This is a genomic window from Gordonia sp. NPDC062954, from assembly GCF_044543825.1.
Classification (GTDB): Bacteria; Actinomycetota; Actinomycetes; order Mycobacteriales; family Mycobacteriaceae; genus Gordonia; species Gordonia tangerina.
Genome location: NZ_JBITWL010000003.1, coordinates 245,712 through 271,767 on the forward strand (window position 1 = coordinate 245,712; position 26,056 = coordinate 271,767).

At 67.9% G+C, this 26,056-nt stretch carries 25 protein-coding genes; 12 read left to right on the forward strand and 13 right to left on the reverse strand.

Translation table 11 applies throughout. The features are described 5' to 3' along the window. Positions 1–61: 61 nt before the first annotated feature. Positions 62–853 (reverse strand): polyphosphate--glucose phosphotransferase, encoded by a 792-nt coding sequence (gene ppgK / locus ACIGKQ_RS05255; protein ID WP_235722151.1) that lies wholly within the window; start codon positions 851–853, stop codon positions 62–64. Positions 854–1,036: 183 nt separating this feature from the next. Between ppgK and ACIGKQ_RS05260 the strand changes: the two genes are divergently transcribed. Beyond that, positions 1,037–1,945: an inositol monophosphatase family protein gene (locus ACIGKQ_RS05260; RefSeq protein WP_328713336.1), complete on the forward strand. Its 909-nt coding sequence runs from the start codon at positions 1,037–1,039 to the stop codon at positions 1,943–1,945. A 126-nt stretch (positions 1,946–2,071) separates the two neighbouring features. Here the strand turns inward: ACIGKQ_RS05260 and ACIGKQ_RS05265 are convergent, their stop codons facing one another. Together ACIGKQ_RS05265 and cei are read right to left on the reverse strand one after the other, a co-directional pair. Beyond that, positions 2,072–3,463, reverse strand: a complete 1,392-nt coding sequence (locus tag ACIGKQ_RS05265) for an IS1380 family transposase (RefSeq protein WP_396572599.1) — start codon at positions 3,461–3,463, stop codon at positions 2,072–2,074. Positions 3,464–3,744: 281 nt separating this feature from the next. After that, positions 3,745–4,446, reverse strand: a complete 702-nt coding sequence (gene cei, locus ACIGKQ_RS05270) for an envelope integrity protein Cei (protein ID WP_266062608.1) — start codon at positions 4,444–4,446, stop codon at positions 3,745–3,747. 405 nt (positions 4,447–4,851) lie between these two features. On the opposite strand from cei, the gene ACIGKQ_RS05275 reads away from it, so the two are divergent. Further along, complete coding sequence (locus ACIGKQ_RS05275) at positions 4,852–5,151, forward strand: DUF4193 domain-containing protein (protein ID WP_235722148.1); 300 nt, start codon at positions 4,852–4,854, stop codon at positions 5,149–5,151. A 117-nt stretch (positions 5,152–5,268) separates the two neighbouring features. Here the strand turns inward: ACIGKQ_RS05275 and ACIGKQ_RS05280 are convergent, their stop codons facing one another. After that, positions 5,269–5,853: a DUF3093 domain-containing protein gene (locus ACIGKQ_RS05280; RefSeq protein ID WP_235722147.1), complete on the reverse strand. Its 585-nt coding sequence runs from the start codon at positions 5,851–5,853 to the stop codon at positions 5,269–5,271. A 43-nt stretch (positions 5,854–5,896) separates the two neighbouring features. On the opposite strand from ACIGKQ_RS05280, the gene dut reads away from it, so the two are divergent. Beyond that, entirely contained in the window at positions 5,897–6,430 is a 534-nt protein-coding gene (dut, locus tag ACIGKQ_RS05285) for a dUTP diphosphatase (protein ID WP_235722146.1), read from the forward strand. A 5-nt stretch (positions 6,431–6,435) separates the two neighbouring features. Then, positions 6,436–7,191, forward strand: coding sequence for a DUF3710 domain-containing protein (locus ACIGKQ_RS05290; RefSeq protein ID WP_396572601.1), 756 nt, complete (start codon positions 6,436–6,438; stop codon positions 7,189–7,191). 29 nt (positions 7,192–7,220) lie between these two features. Here the strand turns inward: ACIGKQ_RS05290 and ACIGKQ_RS05295 are convergent, their stop codons facing one another. Continuing rightward, positions 7,221–7,931: an alpha/beta hydrolase gene (locus tag ACIGKQ_RS05295; protein WP_396572603.1), complete on the reverse strand. Its 711-nt coding sequence runs from the start codon at positions 7,929–7,931 to the stop codon at positions 7,221–7,223. A 136-nt stretch (positions 7,932–8,067) separates the two neighbouring features. On the opposite strand from ACIGKQ_RS05295, the gene ACIGKQ_RS05300 reads away from it, so the two are divergent. Both ACIGKQ_RS05300 and ACIGKQ_RS05305 read left to right on the forward strand, forming a co-directional pair. Continuing rightward, positions 8,068–8,445, forward strand: a complete 378-nt coding sequence (locus tag ACIGKQ_RS05300; RefSeq protein WP_235722143.1) for an OB-fold nucleic acid binding domain-containing protein — start codon at positions 8,068–8,070, stop codon at positions 8,443–8,445. Next, on the forward strand, positions 8,442–9,149 hold the full coding sequence (locus ACIGKQ_RS05305; RefSeq protein ID WP_266062612.1) for a DUF3159 domain-containing protein: 708 nt from the start codon (positions 8,442–8,444) through the stop codon (positions 9,147–9,149). Before ACIGKQ_RS05300 ends, ACIGKQ_RS05305 begins: the two co-directional genes overlap by 4 nt. 27 nt (positions 9,150–9,176) lie before the next feature. On the opposite strand, the gene ACIGKQ_RS05310 is transcribed toward ACIGKQ_RS05305, so the two are convergent. Further along, positions 9,177–9,839, reverse strand: a complete 663-nt coding sequence (locus ACIGKQ_RS05310; RefSeq protein WP_235722141.1) for a TrkA family potassium uptake protein — start codon at positions 9,837–9,839, stop codon at positions 9,177–9,179. Positions 9,840–9,859: 20 nt separating this feature from the next. Next, positions 9,860–10,525 carry a TrkA family potassium uptake protein gene (locus ACIGKQ_RS05315; protein WP_235722374.1) on the reverse strand — a complete coding sequence of 222 codons (666 nt, stop codon included), beginning with the start codon at positions 10,523–10,525 and terminating at the stop codon, positions 9,860–9,862. A gap of 176 nt (positions 10,526–10,701) precedes the next feature. On the opposite strand from ACIGKQ_RS05315, the gene ACIGKQ_RS05320 reads away from it, so the two are divergent. The 3 genes from ACIGKQ_RS05320 (at position 10,702) to dxs (ending at position 16,194) form a co-directional block, all read left to right on the forward strand. Further along, complete coding sequence (locus tag ACIGKQ_RS05320; protein WP_266062613.1) at positions 10,702–12,714, forward strand: APC family permease; 2,013 nt, start codon at positions 10,702–10,704, stop codon at positions 12,712–12,714. A gap of 7 nt (positions 12,715–12,721) precedes the next feature. Then, a complete protein-coding gene (locus tag ACIGKQ_RS05325) occupies positions 12,722–14,044 on the forward strand; it encodes a class I SAM-dependent RNA methyltransferase (protein ID WP_396572606.1) in 1,323 nt (440 codons plus the stop codon). 173 nt (positions 14,045–14,217) lie between these two features. Beyond that, complete coding sequence (gene dxs, locus ACIGKQ_RS05330; RefSeq protein ID WP_396572644.1) at positions 14,218–16,194, forward strand: 1-deoxy-D-xylulose-5-phosphate synthase; 1,977 nt, start codon at positions 14,218–14,220, stop codon at positions 16,192–16,194. 21 nt (positions 16,195–16,215) lie between these two features. Here the strand turns inward: dxs and ACIGKQ_RS05335 are convergent, their stop codons facing one another. Then, complete coding sequence (locus ACIGKQ_RS05335) at positions 16,216–17,520, reverse strand: HRDC domain-containing protein (protein ID WP_396572608.1); 1,305 nt, start codon at positions 17,518–17,520, stop codon at positions 16,216–16,218. A 16-nt stretch (positions 17,521–17,536) separates the two neighbouring features. Beyond that, positions 17,537–18,157: a DUF3000 domain-containing protein gene (locus tag ACIGKQ_RS05340; protein WP_235722137.1), complete on the reverse strand. Its 621-nt coding sequence runs from the start codon at positions 18,155–18,157 to the stop codon at positions 17,537–17,539. 68 nt (positions 18,158–18,225) lie between these two features. Between ACIGKQ_RS05340 and hemE the strand changes: the two genes are divergently transcribed. From hemE to hemQ, 3 genes are read left to right on the forward strand one after another with little or no spacing between them, the layout of a single operon-like run. Next, the gene (hemE, locus tag ACIGKQ_RS05345; protein WP_396572610.1) at positions 18,226–19,293 is read left to right on the forward strand and encodes a uroporphyrinogen decarboxylase; all 1,068 of its coding nucleotides are present in this window, start codon (positions 18,226–18,228) and stop codon (positions 19,291–19,293) included. Between the two features lie 16 nt (positions 19,294–19,309). Beyond that, positions 19,310–20,713 (forward strand): protoporphyrinogen oxidase, encoded by a 1,404-nt coding sequence (hemG, locus tag ACIGKQ_RS05350; RefSeq protein WP_396572612.1) that lies wholly within the window; start codon positions 19,310–19,312, stop codon positions 20,711–20,713. A 37-nt stretch (positions 20,714–20,750) separates the two neighbouring features. Next, positions 20,751–21,446 carry a hydrogen peroxide-dependent heme synthase gene (gene hemQ / locus ACIGKQ_RS05355; protein WP_235722134.1) on the forward strand — a complete coding sequence of 232 codons (696 nt, stop codon included), beginning with the start codon at positions 20,751–20,753 and terminating at the stop codon, positions 21,444–21,446. Positions 21,447–21,799: 353 nt separating this feature from the next. On the opposite strand, the gene msrB is transcribed toward hemQ, so the two are convergent. From msrB to ACIGKQ_RS05375, 4 genes are all read right to left on the reverse strand, one after another. Beyond that, positions 21,800–22,237, reverse strand: coding sequence for a peptide-methionine (R)-S-oxide reductase MsrB (msrB, locus tag ACIGKQ_RS05360; protein WP_396572614.1), 438 nt, complete (start codon positions 22,235–22,237; stop codon positions 21,800–21,802). Beyond that, a complete protein-coding gene (locus ACIGKQ_RS05365; RefSeq protein ID WP_328713344.1) occupies positions 22,234–23,520 on the reverse strand; it encodes a glycosyltransferase family 87 protein in 1,287 nt (428 codons plus the stop codon). The genes msrB and ACIGKQ_RS05365 overlap by 4 nt, the downstream gene beginning before the upstream one ends. Positions 23,521–23,590: 70 nt before the next feature. Then, complete coding sequence (locus ACIGKQ_RS05370; RefSeq protein WP_396572617.1) at positions 23,591–25,201, reverse strand: alpha/beta hydrolase; 1,611 nt, start codon at positions 25,199–25,201, stop codon at positions 23,591–23,593. Positions 25,202–25,211: 10 nt separating this feature from the next. Continuing rightward, positions 25,212–26,027, reverse strand: coding sequence for a dihydrofolate reductase family protein (locus ACIGKQ_RS05375; RefSeq protein WP_287015481.1), 816 nt, complete (start codon positions 26,025–26,027; stop codon positions 25,212–25,214). Between the last annotated feature and the right edge of the window lie 29 nt (positions 26,028–26,056).

Consider the following 26,056-nt stretch of genomic DNA (forward strand, 5'->3'; position numbering starts at 1 on the left):
CATGTGGCAAAGCCCTGGTCAGGCCACGTCGCGATCCGCCCCGATCACCTCCACGAGGCGGTCAGGCGCGTAGCCCGGCGGTCACCGCCATCGCCGCGCCGACGATACCCGCGGTGTTCTTCAACGTCGCGGGCACGACCGGTGTCGAGTTGGTGAGGAACGGCACCCATTTGTCACTCTTGCGACTGATACCACCGCCGATCACGAAGACCTTGGGCCAGAACAGAACTTCGTAGGCCTCGAGAACCTTGGAGACCTTGCCGGCCCACTTCTCATAGCTCCAGCCCTTGTCTTCTTTCACCTTCGACGACGCCCGGTGTTCGGCTTCTTTGCCGTCGACGATCATGTGCCCGAGCTCGGTGTTGGGTACCAGCGTGCCGTCGATCAGGATCGCCGAGCCGATGCCGGTGCCCAGAGTCAGCAGCATCACGACGCCGTCCACATCGGCCGCCGCACCGTAGCGGTCCTCGGCCATCCCGGCGGCGTCGGCGTCGTTGAGCACCGAGACCTGCCGACCCCCCAGATGCGAGCTGAACAGCTCGTAGACGTCGGTGTCGATCCAGCCCTTGTCGATGTTGGCTGCGGTGCGCATGATGCCGTCGGTGACCACGCCGGGCAGGGTGATGCCGACCGGTCCGGTCCACCCGAAGTGTTCGACGACCTCGGCCACACCGCCGGCCACGGCCTCTGGCGTCGAGGGCTGAGGTGTGAGCACTTTGAAGCGCTCGCCGACCAGCTCGCCGCTGTCGAGGTCGACGATGCCGCCCTTGATTCCGGAACCACCGACGTCGACGCCGAATCCGAGGTTGGTGGGGGTGGCTGTCTCGGTGCTCGCTGCCTCGGCATCGCTCATGTCCGGGTCCTCTCTGATCGAACCGTCGGGTTCCCCGTACTCGGGGAAATCGTGTGCGACCTAGGCTATCCAGCGCGCGGACGCGACGCTGTGGTCGACACCAACTCGTCATCGTTGCCGGTCCCGGTGTTCACCGCTCATCCCGCCGCGACGCGGCCGGTGTCGGTGTGCTGACATGGTGGCGTGACCGATGATCCCGGCTTCGACGAACTCGAGCGTGTCGCAATCGATGTGGCACAACGTGCCGCCGCCCATGTACGGGTCCGGCGATCCGAGTTGTTCGGCGCCCGGCCCGGTCACGACCCCGGCGCGGTCGATACCGGATCGGACCGATCCACCCAGGCGCCGGCCGTCAGCACCAAATCGACGCCCACTGATCCGGTGACGCTCGCCGACACCGAGACCGAACAGCTCGTCCGATCCGAATTGCGCGCACGCCGGCCCGGCGACGAGGTGTTGGGCGAGGAAGCGGGTGGCTCGGTCGATGTGCCGTCCGGAGTGCGCTGGGTGGTGGACCCCATCGACGGAACCGTGAACTTCATGTACGGCATCCCGGCCTATGCGGTCTCGGTTGCCGCCCAGGTGGACGGTCGTTCGGTTGCCGGTGCGGTGGTGGATGTGGCGCGTGCGATCACGTACTCCGCGTCGCTCGGCGCAGGTGCACGCCTCGACGCCGGCACCGGGCCGATTGCGCTGGCCTGTAACCCGATCGATCGTGTCGAGCTCGCCCTGGTCGCGACGGGTTTCTCCTATGACGCGCGCCGTCGGGCCGAGCAAGGGGCCATCGTCGCCGAGTTGCTGCCGCAGGTTCGTGATCTGCGGCGGGTCGGCGCGGCCGCCTTGGATCTGTGCATGGTCGCAAGTGGTGCGGTGGATGCGCATTTCGAACACGGATTGAGCCCGTGGGACTGGGCGGCCGGCGGATTGATTGCCGCCGAGGCGGGCGCAGTGGTGCACACCCCGCCACCGGATTCGCGCTCGTCGGACGGTCACGTCACTATCGCGTGTGCGCCCGGCATCGCCGACGACTTCATCGAGGTTCTCGACCGACTCGGGGCACGCAGGACCATGTCCGCCGACGCGGGACACTAGCCTCGATCTTTCACGTGGCCGGCGTTTGTGGTGGTCAGCGGGTCAGCGTGGGGTGAGCAGGGGCGATTCCCGGCGTTCGGTCGCCGGCTGTTCGAGGTCCTTGGTTGTTCGGGTGGGAGCGACGGCTCAGGCGGTCTGCAAGGTGGTCCAGGCGGTGTCGAGGAGGTCGAGGTAGGGCCAGTCTCGGGGGAGGTGCAGTCGCCGTCGCCGCCCGGTATGCACGATGCGTCCAGCGACCGAGAACAGACGCAGGCGCAGCTTCTTGGGTGCCCATCGGCGTACCGGACTGTGTTCGTGGAATCCCAATGTTTGGGTCCAAGCGATCAATTCTGCGGCCAGGGACACGATTTCGAGCCACAGCTGGTTGTGCGCGAAACCGTGGAAAGGCAGATTACGCATCTCGGTGTCTTTGAGGCTGCGGATACGGTCCTCGGCACGGGCACGCTGGCGGTGACGCACCTCGAGCATTGGCAGTGTCCAGCCTGGTCCTCGGGTGTTGGTGGCAAAGCAGGTGATACGCCAGCCGTCTTCGTCGGTGAGTCGTAGTTGCGCGCCGGGGTGGGGGCGTTCGCGGCGCGCGATAATCCGCATCCCGACAGGCCACACGTTAAGGCCACTGAGGTGATCGCGGGTCGTGGTGGGCATCCAGGCGGTCAGTTCGGCGACCTGGGCTCCGTCGCGAGCCTCGCCGTCACCGTTGAGTGCTGCGCGCCACGCCTGCACAGGGATCGTGGCGATTGCAGCCCGGATCGGGTCGCTGACCCCGAATCCGATGGAGTACTGCAACCTGGCGTCGGTGATGTGATGCAAAAACGCTTTCGAACAGCCACCGGTGTCGGTACGCACCAACACCTGAGCACGGTCGGTGGCCGGTAACTGGGCCAGCGCTGCATCGAGGACAGCGATGTGGTCAGCAGCACCCATCGCGGCGGAGGCATTTCCCGCTCGCAACGTCAGCACCAGGGGTTCTCCGGTGCCGTGTTCGCCATGGTCGACCAACGCACACATCGGATGAAACCCGAACGTGCGTTTATAGGTCGGTGCAGCCGACTCTTTCTCGGAGTGCGCGGTCACCACGGTGGCATCGACATCGACGATGACCTGCCCCGAAAGGCTGGAACCGAGCGGACGGCGCTGTGACCACACCCGGTCGCGAGCCCGCACCCGCGCGTCGCGGATCGCCGAGAGCGCCTCGTCCCCACCGGCCGCCAATGCCGACAGCACCCGCGATGCCGTCGCATCCGAGGCCACCGTGCCGAACACCCCGGGTTGTGCGCGCAGCACCGCCAGATCAGCCATGCAGTCACCACCCAATGCCAGCACCATCGCCTCATCGACGAGGACCTTCGCAGGATCGTGCAGAGCGCGATCGGACCGCCATGGCGCCAGCGCGTCTGAGAGCACCGCGTCCAGCCCCGAGAGCCGAACCGCCTCGCGTAACAACACTGCCCCCGACGAGGAGACCAGCGACTCGTGGCCGCGTCTAACAACCAACCGTGGATACCAGCTACCCTTCACCTGCGGAGTGCCTCTCTGCTCGGCGGACCTTGACCTTCGACAAGCCAAGAATCCCCCAGCAGACAGGCACTTTCGCGTATCACACGCCGCCCATCACCCAGCCACGTGAAAGATCGAGGCTAGGGACGCGCTCCACCGCGTCGAGGGCGCTGATTCTGCTCGAGTGCGCAGAAGGCCGGAGTCGACGTCGGGTGGCTCTGCGCTACCCAGTGCCCAGTCAACGGGAAATGGTGCCCAGTCAACGCTCGGGTAGGTGGGACTGGCCGCTCGGTCGAGGGCGGTCAGCAGGACGAGGAGTGCACTGCCTTGACGAGACCGGGGTCCGCACCGGTCTGGGGGTTCTTCGGATCGGCCGAGCGTAGAGCCTCCAATGCGGCCTGCGCGTCCTGGGATTGTTCCCGGGCCTCGTAGTACTCGCCGAGCGCGACATCGACGGAATTGTCGGTTCGGCCGTCGAGGACGGGCTGCGCGCAGGGTAGTGCCAGCCACACCGCCGCGGCGGCGGACTGGCCGGCCGGCCCGAATCGAATCTGCGCATAGCACGCCAGGTCGCGATTGGGATACACGGTGTCGTCGGCATACGGGGCATCGGCGACCGGGGTGAAGCCCTGGGCCGTCAGGTCATCGGACACCGACCGGGCGGCACCGCGCTGAGACGACGCGTTGAGCACACGGACCTGGAAGGTGGACAGCGCCGCCGGGGTCACCTCGAGCATCTCGTCCCGGTCGGCCGCGGCCAGCTCCGGCGGCTCCGCGGCCGGAGTCGCCGGGGGCGGAGCGGACGGATCCGCTGATGCGGGTGTGGGTTGGTTGCATGCGGTGGGGATCGCGGCGGGCCCCGATTCGCCCAATGCCACCGCCCACGTGATCACCGCGGCCACCAGCAGCACGACTGCGGCGATGATCGCCGGACGTGCCCGGCGCCGCCGGAACGGACGACCTCTGGCGTCAACCGATGTTCCCCCGGTAATTTGCGACACCACCGCGAATCGGCTCCTTCTCACCTCGACCTGCGGCACCACTCTAGAGGGTCGGCGCCGGCGCTCGGCGTAGACAGGCCGGTGGACCCGTTGTCTCGGCCGAACGGGCCGGCTTCGCCGATGGAACACGCCAGGGAATGATCCGAATGGCTCCGCCGTTGACCCAGCGGCATCGGTGCACTAGGCTTCGGGCGCCCGCCCTCCGAAGCAGACGGAAGGCATGCGAGTCGGATGTGATGAAAATCACTCCGATCTGCAGGGTCCTGGGTAACGAATTGCACCGGTCATGACGTTGAAGTGACGCCCGACGGCAAGACAATCCCGGCGGGTCCGCGCACCTACGTTTGTCCGGCCACAAGCCTGGACAACCGAGAGCGCTCGCACACTCTCACATAGGTAAGGCACACAATGGCTACTGATTATGACGCGCCACGTCGCACAGACACCGAGGATCTGAACGAGGACTCGCTCGAGGAGCTGAAGGCCCGCCGCAGCGAGGCGCAGTCGGCTGCCGTCGACGTCGATGAGGGCGACACCGCGGAATCCTTCGAACTCCCCGGCGCCGATCTCTCGGGCGAGGAGCTCTCGGTTCGGGTCATCCCGAAGCAGGCCGACGAATTCACCTGCACCAGCTGCTTTCTCGTCTATCACCGCAGCCGGCTGGCGCGGGAGAACGGCAACTCGCGGATCTGCGTGGACTGCGCCTGACGAGCGCCGCAGACTCGCGGCTCAGCACCACAAATGCACCCAGAATGAATGGGGCGGGCCGACCGAAATCGGGCCCGCCCCGTCGTTCATCCCGCCCTCTTGTTCATCCCCGCCGGGTCAGTCGGCGATACCGGCCTCGGCGGCGGCGTCCGGCACGTCGAGCGCGGCGAGCAGTCCGGCCGGGTCGCGCGTGGACACCAGCCAGTACGGGGTGGGGTCGTCCGGGTCGTCGAGCACGAGCAACACCATCGTCTTCACCCAGGCGCGGTGCATGAGGAACGCGGCCGGATCCAGTTGTCGACCGAGTGCGGCACTCTTGGCGGTCGCCGGCACGGTTGCGCCGCGTGCGATGACGCCGCGCGGCAGGCGCGCCCGACCGGCGTGTAGCTCCCGCTCGGCGGTGACCCGGACCGAGACCCGCCCCATCGACCACAGCACCGAGGCACACAACACGCCCACCACGACGTAGCCTGCGACACTCCACGCCGACCGGTGCGCGGACAGCTGAATCTCGTAGCCGACGACGCCGGTCACCACGGCGGCGGCCAGCCACCACCACCAGGGCACCCTCAGGCGTTCGGCGAACCGGTCCGACGCCGGATGGCGTTCTGTCGCCGGGTGCTGCGCGCCATTTCTTGACTCACCTGGGCCGTCGCCGGAGGGACGACCGGCCGGATCATCAGCTGCTTCAGGGGGAGTCACGCGACCAGCGTAGTCTGCCCTCGTGGCGCCGAATTCTCCCACCGTGACAAACGACCGGGGCGACGCGAGCGAACCGATCGCCCTCCGCCGACTCGACCCCGACATTCCTGTGCCCACCCGCGCGCATGCCGGCGACGCCGGTGTCGACTTGTGTTCGACGATCGACCTCGAGTTGCCGCCCGGTCGGCGGCAGCTGGTCGGTACCGGGATCGCGGTGGCGTTGCCGATCGGCACGGTCGGGCTGGTCCATCCGCGGTCTGGGCTCGCCGCACGCGCCGGCCTGTCCATCGTCAACAGCCCGGGCACCATCGATGCCGGCTACCGCGGCGAGATCAAGGTGTGCCTGATCAACCTCGACCCCGACGAGTCGATCGTGATCACCCGCGGAGACCGGATCGCGCAGTTGCTCGTGCAGCGCGTCGAGTTACCGGACTTCGTCGAGGTAGACGAGCTCGACGAGACCAGCCGTGGACTCGGCGGACACGGTTCCAGCGGTGGACACGCGATTCTGGCCGCGGCGGCACCCGATGGTGACCGCGGATCGGATCACCCGACGACACGTGACATCGAGGAGTAGACGACATGGCAGCCAACGACGATGACACCGACGGCGACCTGCGCATCGGCACCGCCCAGGGGCCGTACGACATCGAAGCGCTGACGACGCCGGCCGAGGAGCTCGGGAACTCCCATCTCGACCTCGGATCGGTGTTGGTCCCGGTGGTCGAGGGTGGTCAGGTGACCGTCGAGATGTCGGCCGATCATCAGCCGGAAGCCGTTTATCTGGTGACGCCACATGGGCGCATAAACGTCAGCGCCTTCGCGGCACCGAAATCACCGGGCCTGTGGCGTGAAGTGGTGCGCGAGCTCGCCGAGTCGCTGCGTGACGAGGGTGCGTCGGTGGCGGTCGAGGATGGCCACTGGGGTAGGGAGGTGGTCGCCACCGTGCCCGGCGGCGTGCATCGTTTCCTCGGTGTGGACGGGCCGCGGTGGATGGTCCGCTGCGTCGCCAGCGGACCCGATGACCGCGCCGATGAACTGGGCCGGTTGGCGCGCGCGGTGCTGGCCGAGTCGGTGGTGCGCCGCGGCACGGAACCGTTTCCGCCGCGCGACCCGCTGCCGGTGGTGTTGCCGCCGGTGCTGGCGGAGCAGGTCGCTGCGGCACAAGAGCAGATGGCGCAACAACAGGAGGCCGGCTCGCAGGGTGAGTCGACGCCCGGCGTCGCTCCGCAATCGGCTGCGCCCGACATCGCGCAGCCGCAGTCCGACGACCCCGAACCGATGCCGCGCTCATCCGGTTCGGCGATGCAGCGCCTCCGGCGCGACCGGCGAGGCTGATCGTCCCGATTCGCCGTGCCCGGACGTGATCAGCGCAGCGTTTGCCACCCGCGAGCACAGCGCAAGCCGAGCGTCGACGGATCGTTGCCCCACTCGTCGAGGGTCACCTCGTTCAGCACCGCACGCGGTGCCGCGCGCACCCAGGAGCGACCGACCGCCAGCGGGTGAACCGGGTCATCGACGGCCGCGGTCACCGCGAGCGGCGCCGACAGTGTCGAGATCTCGGTCATCGTCGGCCCGTGGAATTGCGCAGCCTGGGTCAGATGGCCGCCGAGCGCCGGATGCAGCGCGCGCCATGACCGGCTCAGCTCGGTCGCCAGCCAGGGCGGGCTCGACGCGGCCATCGCCGCGATCGTCGTCTCCAGACCGTCACGTGCCAGGGCCGCGGCCGTGGCCGCCGCCCCCGCTGCCCCCGGAGCCTTTGCGGGGTCCCCACTCCATGCCGGCAACGCCGCCCACACTCCCGCGCAGTCGTGGTTTAACGCCCAGGCCAGCGCGATCGCTGCGCCGATCGACACCCCACCGACCACGAGCGGACCCGACGTCGCCGCCATCTCGTCGAGGCGTCGGAGATGTCCGTCCACGAGGTCGGTCGAGGGTTCGAGCGCCACCAGTGTCAATCCGCATCGAGCGGCGGCGGGGCCGAATGCCCGGCGGACGAAATCGGCGTCCGAACCGGTTCCGGGAATGGCCACGAGCTTCTGCGCAACCGGGCGAACCGGCGGGCGTGTCGCGGGCATGTCATGATCATGCCCGACGTTGTACCCAGAGTACGGACGGGATTACGCTGGCGACTGTAAGCAGGGTCGGCGAATCCGCCCCACAATGTTTCACCAATGTCTCGACGAGAGACGCGTCACCCAAGGGGAGGGTGCGATGCCTACCACCGGCTACCTGAAGCGGTTGACCCGCAGGCTGACCGAAGATCTCGGCGACGCCGACGCCGTGGAGATCGCCGAGGAGTCGCGTGCCTCCGGCGCCCAGCGCGCCGCGGAGTGCTGTCGTGGCGACGAGGTAACGATGCACGGCGAATTGCGGTCAGTGGAGACCTGCTCACGTGCGGCAAAGGTCGGCGTCAAAGCGGAGTTCTTCGACGGGTCGGACACCGTGATGCTCAAATGGCTCGGTCGCAATCGGATCCCGGGGATCGAACCGGGCCGCAAGATCACTGTGCGGGGCCGACTGGCCGAACATGACGGCACCAAGCTCATCTACAACCCGTATTACGAACTCCAGGGCCCCGACGACGAATGACGTCGTCGCCAGACCCGTCGGAACCCACACTCGGTGGCGCACCCGAATCCGATGTTCGCCCGTCTGTGCTGGAACAGATGGGTGGCGTATCCGGGCTGATCTATTCGACGGTGCCCATCGTCGTCTTCGTGCCCGTCAACTCCGCGTGGGGACTCACGGCGGCGATCGTTGCGGCGCTCATCGCGGCGCTGGCCGTGTTCGTGATCCGGCTACTCCGCCGCGAACCCTTGAACCCGGCGATCTCCGGTCTGATCGGGGTCGCGATCTGTGTGTTCATCGCCTACCGGACCGGCGACGCCAAGGGTTACTTCCTGTTCGGCATCTGGACCACGCTGGCCTACGCGATCGTGTTCGTGGGGTCGATCCTGGTGCGGTGGCCGTTGGTGGGTGTGATCTGGAATCTCATCAGCGGCGAGGGTATGGACTGGCGCCGACACCGCAAGACCTTGCGTGCCTACGATCTCGCAACGGCCTTCTGGGCACTGGTCTTCGCCGCCCGATATCTGACGCAATCCGAACTCTACGATCACGGCAGCACCGGCTGGCTTGCGGTCTCCCGGATCGCGATGGGGTGGCCGCTGACCGCGCTGGCGGTGCTGGCGACGGTGCTGCTGGTGCGCCGCGCGAGCAAGGAGGAGGATCGGATCGTGGCCGACGAGCAGTCCGATCCCGAAGTCGCCGAGACCGACACCGGCCGGCACTGACCCCGGCGCCGGGTCTCCTCGATCGGTTCAGTTACCCAGGCGCATCGCTTCGTAGAGCGCCGGTTCCGCCTCGGCCGGAGCGATGAAAACCAATTCGTCGCCGCCCTCGATCGGGTCGTCGTTCTGCGGCACGATGACCCGACCGCCGCGCAGGATGGTCACGAGTGCGGCGTCGCGGGGTAGCGCGAGTTTGCGAACGGGTTTACCCGCCAGCGGTGTGTTGGCCGGCAAGGTGAGTTCCACCAGGTTGGCCTGTCCCTGACGAAACGTCATCAGACGCACCAGGTCTCCGACAGACACCGCCTCCTCGACCAGGGACGCCAGGATGCGGGGGGTCGAGACGGCGACGTCGACGCCCCAGTCCTCGTCGAACAACCACTCGTTGCGGGGGTCGTTGACACGTGCCACCACCCGATTGACTGCGAACTCGGTCTTGGCGAGCAGGCTCACCACGAGGTTCGCCTTGTCGTCGCCGGTGGCCGCGACCATCACGTCATAGGTCTGCAGCTCGGCCCGTTCGAGATTGCTGAGCTCGCACGCATCGGCCTGTACCCAGTTCGCGTCGGGCACGGCTCCGGGATCGATATGGGCCGACTTGCGTTCGAACAGCGTCACCTCGTGCCTGTTGACCAGCAACTCCCGCGCGATCGAGCGCCCGACCGCGCCCGCACCGGCGATGGCAACCTTCATCGTCTTCTCCCTCAGCTGAGTCAGTCGGATGTGATCCGCGGGGACCGGGCAGTGGCGCGAGCGGCATCGAGCTGCTCGGTCGGGATCGCCGCATAGATGAGGTCATCTTGCTGCACAACGGTTTTCGCATCAGGAAGGATTGGGTTCCCCAGTCGGTTCAGGAAGGCGATCCGCCCACCGGTCTCTTCCTGGAACTTGCCGACCTTCACCCCGATCCAGGATTCGTCGACCTCGAGTTCGGCGATGACCAATGACCCCGACGGATCTCGCCATTCGATGGTGGTGGAGGTCTCGCCGAGCGCCGAGACGAATCGCTCCGTCGTCCACGGCACGGTGGCGACGGTGGGGATGCCGAGCCGTTCGTAGACCTGCGCGCGTTTTGCGTCGTAGATGCGTGCGACGACGCGTTCGACCCCGAAGGTCTCCCGCGCGACACGCGCGGAGATGATGTTGGAGTTGTCCCCGGAGGACACCGCCGCGAACGCGTCGGCCTTCTCGATACCCGCGCGCGTCAGTACATCCCGGTCGAAGCCGACGCCCACCACGGTGGTGCCGACGAACTGCGGGCTCAGCCGGATGAACGACGACTCGTCACGGTCGATGACCGCGACGTCGTGGCCCCGCTTCTGCATGGCCATCGCCAGCGATGAACCCACGCGACCGCACCCCATGATGACTACCTGCACGTGCACCCTTCCGACTGTGCGGACATCCCGCGACGACGATGCAAGCGCGGTACGGACCCATCGAACCTACCGCGCACACCGACGTGTCGGGCGACGACGTTACACATCCGTGGTGGCCGGATCGATGCGGCCGGTCCCTTGTGGCCTTTGTCTACTACACGCTCTAGTGTTGCCTGGTGTCCACCGTGTCCAAGGTGTCCGTAGCGACCAAACGGATTCTGCTCGGCCGCCCGTTCCGCAGCGACAAACTGGGTCACACCCTGCTGCCCAAGCGCATCGCGCTGCCGGTGTTCGCTTCCGACGCGATGTCTTCGGTGGCCTACGCACCGCAGGAGATCTTCCTGGTGCTGTCCATCGCCGGACTCAGTGGTCTGGTCTTCACCCCGTGGGTGGCAGTAGCGGTCGCCGTCGTGATGATCGTGGTGGTGGCCAGCTACCGGCAGAACGTGCACGCCTATCCGTCCGGTGGCGGTGACTACGAGGTGGCGACGGTCAACCTCGGTCCCAACGCCGGACTCACTGTGGGCAGCGCGCTGCTGGTCGACTATGTGCTCACCGTCGCGGTGTCGATCGCGTCGGCCGCCGAGAACGTGGGCTCGGCCATCCCGTTCGTCTCCGAACACAAGGTGTGGTTCAGTGTCGCCGCGATCGCGTTGCTCGCCGCGGTCAACCTGCGCGGGATCAAGGAATCGGGGGCAGTACTCGCGATCCCCACCTACGCCTTCATCTTCGGTGTCTCCGCGATGCTGATCTGGGGATTCCTGGAGATCTTCGTGCTGGGTGAGGACATCCAGTCCGAGACGGCCGATTTCGAGATCCGCGCCGAGGACAGCCACCTCGTCGGTATCGCTTTCGTGTTCCTGATCGCCCGGGCGTTCTCCTCCGGATGTGCCGCGTTGACCGGCGTGGAGGCCATCAGCAACGGCGTTCCGGCCTTCCGGAAACCCAAGTCCCGCAACGCGGCGACCACACTGCTGCTGCTCGGAGCTTTTTCCATCACGCTGCTGATGGGTATCGTCCTGCTCGCCCAGCAGATCGGCGCCAAGTACGTCGAGAACCCGGAGCAGGATCTCATCGGCGCCCCGGAGGGGTATCAGCAGAAGGCGATGATCGCCCAGCTGGCACATGCGGTGTTCGACTCGTTCACGCCGGGCTTCTACTTCGTCGCGACCGTCACCGCACTGATCCTGATCTTGGCCGCCAACACCGCATTCAACGGGTTCCCCGTGCTCGGCTCGGTGCTTGCGCAGGACCGGTACCTGCCGCGTCAGCTGCACACCCGCGGTGATCGGCTCGCTTTCAGCAACGGCATCGTGTTCCTCGCGGTCGCCGCGATGGTCTTCGTGATCGCGTTCGGCGCGCAGGTCACGTCGCTGATCCAGCTCTACATCGTCGGGGTGTTCGTCTCGTTTACGCTCAGCCAGACGGGCATGGTCCGACATTGGACACGTCACCTGCGGACCGAGACCGACCCGCATGCGCGCCACCGGATGCAGCGGTCGCGGGTGATCAACGCTGTCGGCCTGGTGATGACGGCGACCGTGTTGGTGGTGGTGCTGGTGACCAAGTTCACCCAGGGCGCCTGGATCGCGATCCTCGCGATGGTGGTGTTGTTCGTGTTGATGAAGCTGATCCACCTGCACTATTCGACCGTGCAGCGCGAACTCGAGCGGGCCGACGAGGATTCGGTGCTGCCCAGCCGCACTCACTCGATCGTGCTGGTCTCCACGCTGCATCTGGCCACCCGTCGCGCCGTGCTCTACGCCCGGGCAACGCGACCCGACGTCCTGGAGGCGATCACCGTCAACGTCGACGACCGCGATACACGCAAGCTGGTATCGCAGTGGGAGGCAAGTGAGGTCTCGGTGCCGCTGAAGGTGATTGCGTCTCCGTACCGGGAGGTCACCCGCCCGGTCATCGACTATGTGCGTCGGGTGCGTCGCGAATCGCCGCGCGACGTGATCACCGTCTTCATTCCCGAATACGTGGTCGGGCATTGGTGGGAGCAGATCCTGCACAACCAGTCGGCGCTGCGCCTCAAGACACGGTTGCTGTTCGAACCGGGCGTCATGGTCACGTCTGTGCCGTGGCAGCTCAACTCGTCGATCCGACTCAAGAATCGCGACCTCGAGTACTCGGCGCCGGGGGACACGCGCCGGGCCCTGGGCAGCGACCTCGACGACCGGTGACAGCACGGTGAGCACAACCGACGACGATCCCCGCGAGATCGTGCTGCGGCCCGACCGTCCGGCCAACGGTGGCGAGGCGGTCGGTCGACTCGACGGTCTGGTCGTCTTCGTCCGGGATGCGATCCCGGGTGAACTGGTCCGGGCTCGGATCGTCGACGACAGCCGGGAGCGCTTCGTTCGAGCCGAGGTCGTTGAGATCATCGAACCCTCGCCCTTCCGGGTCGAGCCGATCTGTGATGCCGCCCGACACGGTGCCGGATGTTGTGACCTCGCGTTCGTTTCGGTCGAGCATGCGCGTGACCTGAAGGCACAGGTCGTGCGGGACGCGTTGGGTCGGATCGGCGGATTCGGCGCTGACGCGCTCGACGACCTCGGCATCGCGTCCACACCGGTGACCGGTCTGGGTGACAGCGGCACCGGCTGGCGGGTACGGACCCGTCTCGGCATCGATTCCGCCGGCCGCGCGGGCATGCACGCCCGGCACGGCTCGGGCATCGTCGCCGGCCATTCGTGTGCGGCCCCGGAGGCCGGGATGCTGGCCGGACTCGACGATCTCGAGCTGACCCCGGGCGGTGACCTCGCGATCGTCGCCGATATGGACGGTGGGCGCCACATCATCGAAATCGCCCCTCCCCGGCCGGTGCGGCGGGGTGCACGCCGTGGTGCCCGCGGCGCGGCGCAGGCGACGCGGCGGCGGCGTGAGCAGCCCCGCGCGCAACGCGTGGTCGAGGGTTCGGCCACCGCGCCACATCGTGTCGGCGACCGGATCTGGCAGATCCCCGTGACCGGTTTCTGGCAGGCCCACCGCGCCGCCCCCGCGACGTACGGGCAGACGGTCGTGGACCTGGTCGCAGCGGCGGGCGGTTGCGGGGACGGTGTCGTGTGGGATCTGTACGGCGGGGCCGGTGTGTTGGCGGCAGCGATGATCGATGTGGCAGGCAGGGCGGACCTCGGGTCGGTGGCCACGGTGCATGTCGTGGATTCCGACGCGGCCGCCCTCGCTGCTGCCGAGGCCACCTTCGACGACGGCATCGTCGAGGTGCATCGCGGTGAGGTGGCGACGGTGGCCGCGCAACTGCCGACCCCCGACGTGGTGATCCTGGACCCGCCGCGCACCGGTGCCGGCGCGGCAGTGATCGGTGTGGTCGCCGATGCCGATCCGGATGTGATCGTGCACGTGGGATGCGACATCGGGCGATTCGCTCGCGATCTGGCCCTCTTCGGTGACCAGGGATATCGGGTGCAGGAGATCAGGGCGTTCGACGCGTTCCCGTTGACCCATCACGTCGAGGTCATCGCCGCCTTGGTGCCCGCACATCGCCGACGGTGACGCGCCACCCGCGTGTGATCAATCCGACGGGCGCGCGGCGGTCGGCGTGAATCCGACGATCCGGGTCCGGTCCGTAGACTGTCGGGAAAGCCATCGAGGCCACAGCGCCCGATGGAACGCACGCCATCAGCCCGGCGTGCTGATCTGAATCGACGGATGTGATGGAGGACTCGATGGGCGTGCTCGAGAAGATCGGTTCGCCGACCGATCTGCAGGCGCTGTCGCCGGAGGACATGACCACTCTGGCCGCCGAGATCCGGGCGTTCCTCATCGACAAGGTGTCCGCGACCGGCGGGCACCTCGGCCCCAATCTCGGGGTCGTGGAACTGACGTTGGCGCTGCACCGCGTGTTCGAGTCCCCCCGCGACCCGGTCATCTTCGACACCGGACATCAGAGTTATGTCCACAAGATCGTCACCGGCCGGCAGGACGGTTTCGACGGGCTGCGCCAGCAGGGCGGACTCACCGGCTACCAGGAGCGCGCCGAGAGCGAGCACGACTGGGTCGAGTCCTCACATGCGTCGGCGGCACTGTCCTACGCCGACGGCCTTTCCAAATCCTTCGAGTTGACCGGCTCTGCTGACCGGACCGTGGTGGCCGTCGTCGGCGACGGCGCGCTGACCGGCGGTATGTGCTGGGAAGCGTTGAACAACATCGCCGGTGGCGACCGACCGGTGGTGATCGTGGTCAACGACAACGGCCGGTCCTATGCCCCCACCATCGGCGGGTTGGCCCGCCACCTGTCCGGGTTGCGGCTGCAGCCGGCCTACGAGCGTTTCCTCGACGAGAGTCGTCGCGCGGTCAAGCAGTTGCCGGTGGTCGGCGAACCCGCGTACGCGGTACTGCACGGGATGAAAAGCGGCCTCAAAGATCTGCTCTCCCCGCAGGCAATGTTCACCGACCTGGGCATCAAGTACGTCGGCCCGGTCGACGGTCATGACATCGCGGCACTGGAGTCGGCGTTCGGGCAGGCCAAGGCATTCGGTGCCCCGGTCATCGTGCACACCGTCACCCGGAAGGGGATGGGGTATGCGCCCGCCGAGAACCACGAAGCCGACCAGATGCACTCAACCGGGATCATCGATCCGCGGACCGGACGCGCCACCAGCGTGTCGCCACAGGACTGGACCTCGGTGTTCTCCGCGGCGTTGATCGAGGCCGGCTCGCGCCGCGACGACATCGTCGCGATCACCGCGGCCATGCCCGGTCCCACCGGTCTGACGCCGTTCGGCGAGAAGTTCCCTGACCGGATGTTCGATGTCGGGATCGCCGAGCAGCATGCGATGACCTCGGCCGCGGGGCTGGCGCTCGGTGGGCTCCATCCGGTCGTCGCGATCTACTCCACCTTCCTCAACCGCGCCTTCGACCAGTTGCTGATGGATGTGGCGCTGCTGAAGCTGCCGGTGACCCTGGTGCTGGACCGCTCCGGTATCACCGGACCCGACGGCCCCAGCCATCACGGCATGTGGGATCTGTCCTTGATGTCGTTGGTGCCCGGCCTACGGGTCGCCGCGCCGCGCGACGCCGTGCGGCTGCGCGAGGAATTTGCCGAAGCCCTCGCGGTCAGCGACTGCCCGACCGCCGTGCGATTCTCCAAAGGCGCTGTGCCCGAAGATATCCGGGCGGTCGAGCGCCTTGAAGACGGCGTTGACGTGCTGCATCGGGTGGCGCCGGGTGTCGGTGCGGCGGCCGGCGATGTGCTCATCGTCGCGGTCGGTGCCTTCTGCGGTCTCGCGGTGGACACTGCGCAGCGGCTCGGACGGCAGGGCATCGACGCAACTGTGGTGGACCCGCGCTGGGTGCTACCGGTCCCGGGGTCGATCGCCGATCTCGCCCGACGTCATCGACTGGTGGTGACTCTCGAGGACAGCGGTGTGCGCGGCGGAGTCGGGTCGGCGGTCAGTGACGCGTTGTCCGACGCGGGCGTCGCGGTCCCGGTGCATCACCGGGGCATTCCGCAACGGTTCGTCGAACATGCCTCGCGCGGACAACTGCTCTCCGGTTTCGGTCTCACCGCCCAGGATCTCGCGCGCACCATCACCGCGACCGTCGCCGAGATGCACTCGGCGAGGGACTCGGCCGATAGCGAGTTGGACGAGTCCGAGCTGTCCCAGTCGGATGTGTCGGCCGCACCCGAGGCCGACGGCTGACGCCGCCAGAGGCCGAGTGTTTCAGTCGCGGCGTTCGGCGTCGGGGGTCTGGTTCGTGGCGGAGGGCTCGGCGTCGACGCTGTTGAGTGCCTCTGCGATCGCAGCTGCGGTCAGATCGCGTTGCCATCGACGGGCTCCCTCGTCAGCCTGGCGGGCAGCAACCGACGCGGCGGTGGCCGGCAGAGGCACACCCTCCCAGCACAATTGCCGCACCACCTCGGGGGCGAGCAGGTTTTCCGTCGGCACCTGGTGCGCTTCGGCGATCTCTCGGATCACGGGACGTACCCGCGCGGCCCGCGCCGCCGCGTCGGGATTGCGCTGATCCCACCGATTGATCGGCGGAAGTCCGGTCGTCGGGGACCGGCGCGGAGGCAGGTCGGCATCAGCGAGCTCCCGGGCCCGGTCCAGCGCGCCCAGCCAGATGTGGGCCTGGCGGCGTTGGCGGGGACCCCCGAACACGGGCAGGCGCGTGAGTTCCGCTTGTGACGTGGGGTTGGCGGTGGCGGCGGTGACGATGGCCGAATCGGGCAGTACCCGCCCGGGTGCGACGTCTCGACGTTGCGCGAGTTCCTCACGAGCGGTCCACAGTTCGCGGATCGCGGCCAGGGTCCGGACGTTCTTGATCGTGTGGATGTTGGACGTCTTGCGCCAGCGGTCGGGACGTGGGGGAGCAGGTGGCCGCTCCAGCACGAACCGGAACTCCTCGCGCGCCCACTGGTCCTTTCCGGCGGCGGCGAGGGCGGCATCCATCGCGTCGCGCAGCTCGACGAGGACCTCCACGTCCAGGGCGGCATAGTTCAGCCACTCTGCGGGTAGCGGCCGCCGCGACCAATCGGCGGCGCCATGGCCCTTCACGAGCCCGAGGCCGAGAAACTCGGCCACCATCGCGGCGAGATTCACCTTGCTCAGGCCGAGTAGGCGTCCGGCCAACTCGGTGTCGTAGAGCTCGCGGCAGACGAAGCCGACCTCGCGCAGACAGGGCAGGTCCTGGTCGGCGGCATGCAGGACCCACTCGGGTCCGTCCAGCGCTTCGATGACCGGCGCCAGCGCGGCAGGCTCCTCGATCGGGTCGAGCAGAAAGGTGCCCGCACCGGTGCGGCGGATCTGGATCAGGTAGGCCCGTTGGGAGTAGCGATAGCCGGAGGCGCGCTCGGTGTCCACCGCGATCGGCCCATGTGCGGCGGCGATGGACTCGGCAGCCGCAGCGAACTCGGCGGCGCTGGTCAGCACAGGCGGCACGCCCTCGGCCGGACGGAGGAGGGGTTCGGTCACCGCCTCCGGTGGTGTCGGATCAGAGGGTCCGGTCGTCTCGTCGCCGCTCGTCATCGGACCCGCCACCGAATCAGGCCGGGCCCAGTTCGGTGACACCCGAGGGTGGCAGACCGGCGGCCGACGACAACACCTCGCAGAACGCCTCGAGGTGTCCGGCCAGTTCCAGACCCCCCGCGGTCCATGAGGCGCGCAGCTCGAGTTGGTGGGCGCGCGGCGGTCCCGCGATGTCGCCGTAGCGAACCGAGGTGGTGGAGGTCACCGTGCCGCCGAGTGCGGTCACCGCCACCCCGCTCGCCGGCGCGTGCCCGGAGGTCTCACCGGTCGGAACGCCGAGCGCGTCGGACAGCCAGCTCCATGCCACCTCCGGCAGCAGCGGGTCCATCGCCAGCGCGGCCTCCACCTCGGCCTGCACGTAGGCGACCATCCGCATGGTCCCGTTCCAGGCTTCCTGGCCGGCGGGGTCATAGAGCAGGATCAGCCGCCCGAACGAGCTACCCGTGGAATCCACCGGTACGTCGTCGGCGTCGCCGGCGCTACGTACCTCGGCACCGACCGCGTAGCTGTACGGGGCGAGACGTTGTGGCGGACGGATCGGTCCGACCTCGATTTCCGGTCGGATCCGCGCGGCATGCAATGACGACACCGCGGCGCGGAAGTCAGCAGGCTCCGTCGGAGCTCCCGAAGAGGTCACGCCTCGACGGTAGGTCCGGTGGCCCCACGGTGGTAGGAGGCGCGCCGAGACGTGGCAGAGTAGAGGCGATGTCCGAGACAACACGTTCCCGCGCCCGTCGCACACACGATCTCCCACTGGTCGCCGCGGCCCGCGGCGCCTCCCCGGAACGTCGGCCGGTGTGGTTCATGCGGCAGGCGGGTCGATCGCTTCCGGAGTACCGTGCCATCCGCGCCGACCACGGCATGCTGGAGTCCTGCTTCGACCCGGCACTGGTCTGCGAGATCACCATGCAGCCGGTCCGTCGACACGATGTGGATGCGGCCATCCTGTTCTCCGATATCGTGGTGCCGTTGAAGGCGGCCGGCATCGATCTCGACATCGTCGCCGGTACCGGACCGGTGATCGCCAACCCGGTGAGGGACGCCGCAGACGTGGCGAATCTGCCGCGGCTCGAGGAGCACTCGGTGGGTGCCATCGCGCATGCGATCGAGCTGATTCTCGACGAACTGCCGGACAAGGCCGCCCTCATCGGTTTCGCCGGTGCGCCGTTCACGTTGGCCTCGTACCTGATCGAAGGTGGTCCGAGCCGGCACTACGAGCGCACCAAGGCACTCATGCACGGCGATCCGGAGACCTGGCACGCACTGATGGGGCGTCTGGCCGACATCACGATCACCTTCCTGCGGGTCCAACTCGATGCCGGGATCGACGCACTGCAGCTGTTCGACTCGTGGGCGGGCATGCTGTCACTCGCCGATTATCAGACCTATGTCGCCCCCCACAGTTCCCGCGTCTTCGCCGAGGTCGCCGACCACGACGTGCCGCGCATCCACTTCGGAGTGGGCACTGGCGAGTTGCTCGGAGCCATGGCCGATGCCGGGGCCGATGTGATCGGCGTCGACTGGCGCGTGCCGCTCGACGAAGCGGTACGCCGCGTCGGCCCGGGCAAGGCGGTTCAGGGCAATCTCGACCCGACGTTGATGTTCGCGGGGTCTGACGTGGTGGAACGTGAGGTCCGCAGAGTCGTCGCCGACGGGGACCGCGCGGTGCGCGCGGGCGCGACCGGACACATCTTCAACCTGGGCCACGGCGTGTTGCCGAGTACCGACCCCGATGTGATCACCCGCGCGGTCGAGCTCGTCCACAGCCTCTGATGCCCGACGCGACGTCATGACCGCCCGCATCGCGATCATCGGCGCCGGGATTTCCGGCCTTACGGCGGCCTACCGGGTTCGGCAGGCACTCGGTGACGACGTGCACATCGACGTCTACGAATCCGGCACCATCCCGGGTGGTGTGGTGCGGACCCTCGATGTCGGTGGGCGAGCGGTCGACGTGGGTGCCGAGGCGTTCATCGTCCGGCGGCCCGAAGCCGTCGACCTGGTCGGTGAACTGGGTCTGGGCGACCGGGTTGTGGCACCCACGCCGCGTCGACCGGCGATCTGGTCAGGCGGGCGCCTTCACCCGCTGCCTACGCCCGCGCTGATGGGGATACCGGCCACGCCGGACGCGGTGGCCGAACTGGCGGATCCGGCCGACGTGGAGTGGATGGCCGACGAGTCGTCGCGGCGACTGCGCTGGCGGGTCGGTGATGATCCATCGGTGGGAGACCTGGTCGCCGACCGGTTCGGGCCCTCGGTGGTCGCGCGAAGCGTCGACCCGATGTTGGGCGGGGTCTACTCGAGCCTGGCCACCGACATCGGTGTGCGCGAGGCGCTTCCGGCACTGGCAGCGGCGCTCGACCAAGGGGCGCCGAATCTGACGACCGCGGTGACGGATCTCACGGTGAAGGCGACCGGTACCGGACCGGTGTTCGGAACCCTGGTGGGTGGCTATGCCGTCCTCATCGATGCGCTGATCGAGGCGGCCGGGGTCGCGCCGCAGATGTGTTCGTACGTCCGCGATCTGGCGCCGGGTGACGGTGGCTGGAATCTGGAGGTCGACGGCGACCGCCACGTCCACCATGACGGAGTGGTGCTCGCGATGCCCGCCTGGCAGGCCGGGCATCTCCTGCGCCGCGCCGAGCCGCGGATGGCGGCGCCGCTGCAGGCCGTCCCGCGCGCGTCGTCGCTGGTGGTGTCGATCGCGCTGGAACCGGGCACCGTGTTGCCGGATCGCTCGGGTGTGCTCGTGGCGACAGGGGACACGCTGCGTGCCAAGGCATTCACCTTCAGCTCTCGCAAGTGGGCGCATCTCGCCGACGACGACGGACCGGTGTCGGTTCGGGCCTCGTTTGGCCGGTATCGGGCGCCGATCCCCGACGACTGCATTGAGGCGGGTGTCGACGACCGGATCCGCGCGGAGGCACTCGAGGATCTGGACGAAGTCTGCCGGGCCGCGGGCGTCCCGGCTCCCTCGGGACGGGTGCGGGCCACCTACGTGCAGCGATGGACTAACGGACTGCCGGTGTACGCACCTGGCCATCTGGCTGCCATGGCCGACGTGGCGCGTGCTCGTCCGCGCGGCCTCGTGCTCGCCGGATCGGCCTATGCCGGGGTGGGCGTACCCGCCTGTATCGGCCAGGCCGGTCGGGCGGTGTCTGCGCTGCTCGCGGATCTGGCCGACCTGACCTGACTGATCGTGCGTGCGGTCACGGTGGCACCATGAACGCATGAGCCGTTTGGACTACGCCGAACTCAATTCCACCATCCGCTACCTGATGTTCTCGGTGTTCGCCGTGCGGCCCGGCGAACTGGGCGCCGATCGGGATCAGGCGAAGGCCGATGCCACCGACTTCCTCAAGTCGCTGGAGGACTCCGGGGTGGTGGTCCGCGGCATCTACGACGTCTCGGGTCTGCGTGCCGATGCCGACTTCATGATCTGGTGGCACGCCGAAGAGGTCGAAGCGCTCCAGGCCGCCTATGCACGCTTCCGTCGTGAGACGATCCTCGGTCGGGCCTGCGACGCCGTGTGGAGCAACGTCGCCTTGCACCGTCCCGCAGAGTTCAACAAAAGCCACATCCCTGCGTTCCTGGCGGGGGAGGAACCCGGCAACTACATCTGCGTCTACCCGTTCGTGCGGTCCTACGAGTGGTACCTGCTGCCGGACGAGGAGCGTCGCAAGATGCTGGCCGATCACGGCAAGGCGGCACGCGCCTACAAGGATGTCCGTGCCAACACCGTCTCGTCGTTCGCGCTCGGCGACTACGAGTGGCTGCTCGCCTTCGAGGCGCCCGAGCTGCACCGCATCGTCGACCTGATGCGCGATCTGCGCGCCACCGAGGCACGGATGCATGTGCGCGAGGAGACGCCGTTCTTCACCGGCCCGCGCGTCGAGCCGACCGCACTGATCGACGCGCTGCCCTGAGCGCTGCTGGCTGTGCACCGTAACGACGCTGGTTGAGAAGCGGCGTGCGAGCTTGCGAGCCCGACGCCCACCTGCTGGTTGAGTAGCGGCGTGCGAGCTTGCGAGCCCGACGCGTATCGAAACCCCACTGATCTGATCTCGATACGCGTCCTCGCCCAGGGGCTCGGCGGCTACTCGATCAGCGGGCGGGGTCGATGGAGGAGCCCTCCGTGACGCCTCTTCGCGGGTTCGTCAGGGAGCGCGGGACAACGGAAGAGCCTGTCCTGGTCCCTGAGGAGCCCTGGAGCTTGCGGAAGGGCGTCACGAAGTCTGGTCCCTGCGGGGCCCTGGAGCTTGCGGAAGGGCGAACCCGCTCACTCCTCGGCCGGTTCGAGTTTCAGGCTGATCGAGTTGATGCAGTAGCGCAGATCGGTGGGTGTGTTGTAGCCCTCGCCGGAGAAGACGTGACCCAGATGGCTGCCGCAGTTGGCGCACAGCACCTCCACACGCCGCATGCCGAGTGAGTCGTCGGCCCGCTCGATGATGGCGTCGCCGGCCAGCGGGGAGAAGAACGACGGCCATCCGCAGTGTGAGTCGAATTTCTGCTCGCTGCGGAACAATTCGGCATCGCATGCCCGGCAGCGGTACACACCGACGGTCTTGGTGTCGGTGTACTCGCCGGTGAAGGGGGCTTCGGTGCCGGCCTGTCGCAGCACCCGGTACTCGGCCGGGGTCAGTCGCTGCCGCCACTGGTCGTCGGTGATCTCACCGGCATCCACGGATGCGGACTCGGCGGGGATGTTCGAACTCATTTCTCCACGGTAGCCACTGTGTCGGCGCCCTCGCCACCGTCGCGGGTGCGCGCGGTCAGCGCGGGGTCCACCGCCCCGGAACCGGCATCGGCCGACAGGGTCGTGACACCGTCGCGTCGCATGTCGAGGTAGCGGAACAGCAGCGAGCAGAACACCGCGATCATCAACAGTGACCAGCCCCAGGTGACCTTGTTGAACTCCAGCATCCGGCCGAAGGCGTCCCATTCGTCGGAGTAGTAGGAGTCGAAGGTCATACACCCGTAGACGCCCAGCCAGGCCGGCCAGTTGCGCATCGTCGAACCGGGCAGGAAGACGGTCATCAGCAGCGGGAACAGCAGCATCGAGTAGTAGCCCTGGCCGAGCGCGCCGACCAGGAATTCAGTGACCAGCAGGACGCCGGTGGAGGTCGCCAGCCACAGCAGTTCATCGGTGCGACGGTAGTAGCGGTAGAGGAACCACAGGCTGAACGCCGCCATCAGGACGAACGCGATGCGCAGCAGCAGCACCAGCCAGTCGGCGACCCCGAAGTACGCGCCGTTGCCGGCGATCGAGCTGTTGTAGTAGTCCCGCGCCTCCCCGAGGTAAGGCACCGTGCGGGTGACGAAGGAATTGGGGTCGGCGATCAACGGCCACGCGATGATGTTGAGGATCACCGGCGTTCCGATGCCGGTCACCAGCACCCGCCATTGACGGTTGAGCAGTGGCAGCAACAGCAACGGGATCAGCACCGGTTTGACCGCGACGGTCACGCCGATCGCGAGGCCCGCCCACCAGTCGTGCCGCCGCATCATCAGCAGCATGAAGGCGAGCATCCCCAACAGCACGAACGAGTTGAAGTTCGTGAAGATCAGGGTGTGGGACACGGTTTCGGTACTGAAGAAGAAGAACAGGATCAGCGGCACGACCCACGAGCGTCCGGCGAATCCGAAGAGTTTGGCCAGCAGAAAGGCTGAGGCGATCAGCGCGAGCACGCTGAGCACGATGAACAGCCAGCGCGAGCGCTCCGGATCGATCACCGCGATCGGGGCCATCAGTAGCGTGCCCGACGGGGGATACAGGTAGTGGGGGTCGACGGTGTCGAGGTTCTCGGCGTAGACGGGTTGACCGTTGAGGAACTGCAGGGCGGCCTGATATACGGGCCGGAAATCGTCGGTCCGGTCACCGTTGACGGCAAGGATCACCGACCGCTGGAAGACCATCATGATGGAGATCGGCCACAGCACCATCGGGATGATCCGATCAAAGGTCATCTGCGGATGGAGGTACCTGTCGAGAATCGCCACCCGCGAACCGTACTACGAGCAGCGCGCCGAAACCGCATGCCCTGCGACGTTGCGGGCCGCGTCGCCGCAGTCAGCTCGGGCAACCACGGTCGGTGGGTTCACCGAGTGGTTCGTCACCGAGGTACTGCGTCACGATGTCGGCTGCGCAGGCACTACGGGCGAGGACCGAATATCCCAGACCACCCCAGCTCACCGTTGTTGGCGTGGTGCCGGCCCTGATGAACAGACCACCGAGTGCCTGGGCGCCGCCACCGCCGTTGATGGGGTCGTTGGCACCGTCGAGTACCAGCGGGTCGACCGGTAACGCGCTCGGCGGGTTCACGGGCGTCGACGACGCCCACGCGTTGCATCGCATCAGCGACAGCGCAGTGTCGGCGCCGGTGAGCGGGTTCTGCTTGCTCCAGGCGTCGATCAGTCCCGGGATCTCGTTCTGACCCACCGGCCCGCTCACATCGTTGCAGCGGGCGACCAGCTGACCGTCGGTGAGCCGCAGCGCGGCGGCGCGGTCGGCCAGCGTGGTCAGCGCGCCGATGTCGCCACGATCGGCGGCCGCGATCGCCGCGGCGGTCTCGGTCGTCGCGGCCGGTCGGTCGGGGGCCAGCGCCACCGCCGTGGTGATCGCCGACAATGCCTCCGTGTCGGACAATCCGCTGAGCCGGCCGGCCCGGCCTTTGGCGAGGACATCGGCGATGGTGGCCGTGCCGTCGGCACCGAGCGGGCACGAGCCGGCGGTGCTGCACTGCTGGGCGAAGGTCCGCAAGGCGGCCTGTACGCCGGTAGCGCGGGTGGCTGCGCGGTCGCGGGCGTTCGCGCCGAACGGGGTCGGTGTGTCGAGGATGATGCGTCCGGCGCGACCCGAGAAGTTCCCGGCGTAGGCGAGGACGACGTCGGAGCCTTCGCCGACCCCGGCCAGCGCCAGTTGGTCGACGCCCCACCGGATACGCAAGGCCTCGATGTCGGCGGCGGCGAATGCCTCGCCGAAGTCGAGTTGATGCGGTTCGAGGGTCTCGGTGCATCCACCTGCGGCTGATGAGGCGGACCCGGCCAGCCGGTCGATCCGTTGCTGCTGGGTGGCGTCGGCGTCGCCGGCCAGGCCGTTGCTGCGTATCGCGGCCCGCTCCTCGCGGGTCATACAGTCCAGTTCGCCGCTGGTCGGTGCCCCACGGCGGTCGATTGCCACCACCGGATGCTGTTCCAGTAGGGCGCGGCCCGGACCGGCGGCCAGCATCAGCAGCGTCCGTGAGGACGGCAGGTCCGAACCCGAGGTCAACACGACGGGCACCGCGTCGTCGGGCGTGGCCGCCACCTGTGCCCGGGTGAGGCCGACCGTGAGGGTGTCGCCGGTGGGTCGGTAGGGGTTGACGGGGACGGTCAGATCCGCACATTGCACCGTGACACCGTCTGGCCGGTCGACACCCCACCGGGTGGCGGTCTGGGGTGCGCAGTCGGTCCAGTCGAGGTCATTGCGTGGCGCCTGAATCGGCGGAAGGCCCGTCGGTGCCGCCGATGACGACGGCTGCTCGCCGCCGCCCCCACCGCCGTGCACCACTTGAGGTCCGGTGTCCGGGCCGACCGCACACCCACCGAGGCCGAGGACGGTCACCAGCGCCGCAGCGATGGCCGGCATCGCCGTGCGCCTCGGTTCGGATCCGCGGGTCCGCCGCCGGGGTGCTCGTCGCATGACCGCGAGCCTAGTCGGTGTCGGTGCGGTGCCCGTACGTGTCTTCGGTGGGTGTGCGCGCCCATCGGGTGAAGACGTAGCCGTCGTCGTCGGTGATGATCGACACCGGCCGCATCGGCCGAGTCGGTAGGGCGTCACGGTGGGAGACGATGCGGCCGGCATCGCCGCCGACGACGACGGGGGCGGTGGTGACACACAGTTCGTCGAGCGCATCTGCCTGCGCCAACGAGCCGAGCAACGACGGCCCGCCCTCGGTCAACACCCGGACCCAACCGCGCTCGGCACACACATCGAGGACGGCGTGCGGGTCGACGGTGTCGTCGCCGCAGTCGATGAGTGTCGCGCCGATGTCGGTCAGGGCCGAGCGCCTGTCCGCGGGAGCCGACGCGCAGGTCAGAACCAGGGTCTGCGGCTGAGCCACGGGCGCGAAGTCGTCGGGGATCGACAACGACCGCGACAGCAACGCCAGCGCGGGTGCGGGCGTCTGGTCTCGCGCGGTGCGGTCAGCGGTGAACTCGTCGTCGGCCGACGGTTGTCGGTAGCCCTCGGTGACCGCGGTGCTCGCGCCGACCACGACGACATCGGCGAGTGCTCTCAGCACACGGAACACCGCCTTGTCGCCGGGTCCGCCGAGCCCGCCCGAGCGACCGTCCACTGTCACCGCACCGTCGATGGACCCGACCATGTTCGCTCGCACGAAGGGTCGGGGCAGGCAGGGCGGAGAGGAGGGAAGCGGTGGGTAGGCATACTGCTCGGCGAGCCACCGCAGGGTTGTGGCCTGGTCATCGGCAGGTGTGAGCTGGGTCGCTTTCTGTAGACCGAACATGACTCCATCATGGCCGAGGTCGTTACGCT

Bases quoted from the DNA above. Each gene is read 5' to 3' on its own strand.
- ppgK (WP_235722151.1), bottom strand. From the start codon at position 853: ATGAGCGATGCCGAGGCAGCGAGCACCGAGACAGCCACCCCCACCAAC.
- ACIGKQ_RS05275 (WP_235722148.1), top strand. From the start codon at position 4,852: ATGGCTACTGATTATGACGCGCCACGTCGCACAGACACCGAGGATCTG.
- ACIGKQ_RS05290 (WP_396572601.1), top strand. From the start codon at position 6,436: ATGGCAGCCAACGACGATGACACCGACGGCGACCTGCGCATCGGCACC.
- ACIGKQ_RS05295 (WP_396572603.1), bottom strand. From the start codon at position 7,931: ATGCCCGCGACACGCCCGCCGGTTCGCCCGGTTGCGCAGAAGCTCGTG.
- ACIGKQ_RS05300 (WP_235722143.1), top strand. From the start codon at position 8,068: ATGCCTACCACCGGCTACCTGAAGCGGTTGACCCGCAGGCTGACCGAA.
- ACIGKQ_RS05305 (WP_266062612.1), top strand. From the start codon at position 8,442: ATGACGTCGTCGCCAGACCCGTCGGAACCCACACTCGGTGGCGCACCC.
- ACIGKQ_RS05310 (WP_235722141.1), bottom strand. From the start codon at position 9,839: ATGAAGGTTGCCATCGCCGGTGCGGGCGCGGTCGGGCGCTCGATCGCG.
- dxs (WP_396572644.1), top strand. From the start codon at position 14,218: ATGGGCGTGCTCGAGAAGATCGGTTCGCCGACCGATCTGCAGGCGCTG.
- ACIGKQ_RS05335 (WP_396572608.1), bottom strand. From the start codon at position 17,520: ATGACGAGCGGCGACGAGACGACCGGACCCTCTGATCCGACACCACCG.
- hemE (WP_396572610.1), top strand. From the start codon at position 18,226: ATGTCCGAGACAACACGTTCCCGCGCCCGTCGCACACACGATCTCCCA.
- hemG (WP_396572612.1), top strand. From the start codon at position 19,310: ATGACCGCCCGCATCGCGATCATCGGCGCCGGGATTTCCGGCCTTACG.
- hemQ (WP_235722134.1), top strand. From the start codon at position 20,751: ATGAGCCGTTTGGACTACGCCGAACTCAATTCCACCATCCGCTACCTG.
- msrB (WP_396572614.1), bottom strand. From the start codon at position 22,237: ATGAGTTCGAACATCCCCGCCGAGTCCGCATCCGTGGATGCCGGTGAG.
- ACIGKQ_RS05370 (WP_396572617.1), bottom strand. From the start codon at position 25,201: ATGCGACGAGCACCCCGGCGGCGGACCCGCGGATCCGAACCGAGGCGC.
- ACIGKQ_RS05375 (WP_287015481.1), bottom strand. From the start codon at position 26,027: ATGTTCGGTCTACAGAAAGCGACCCAGCTCACACCTGCCGATGACCAG.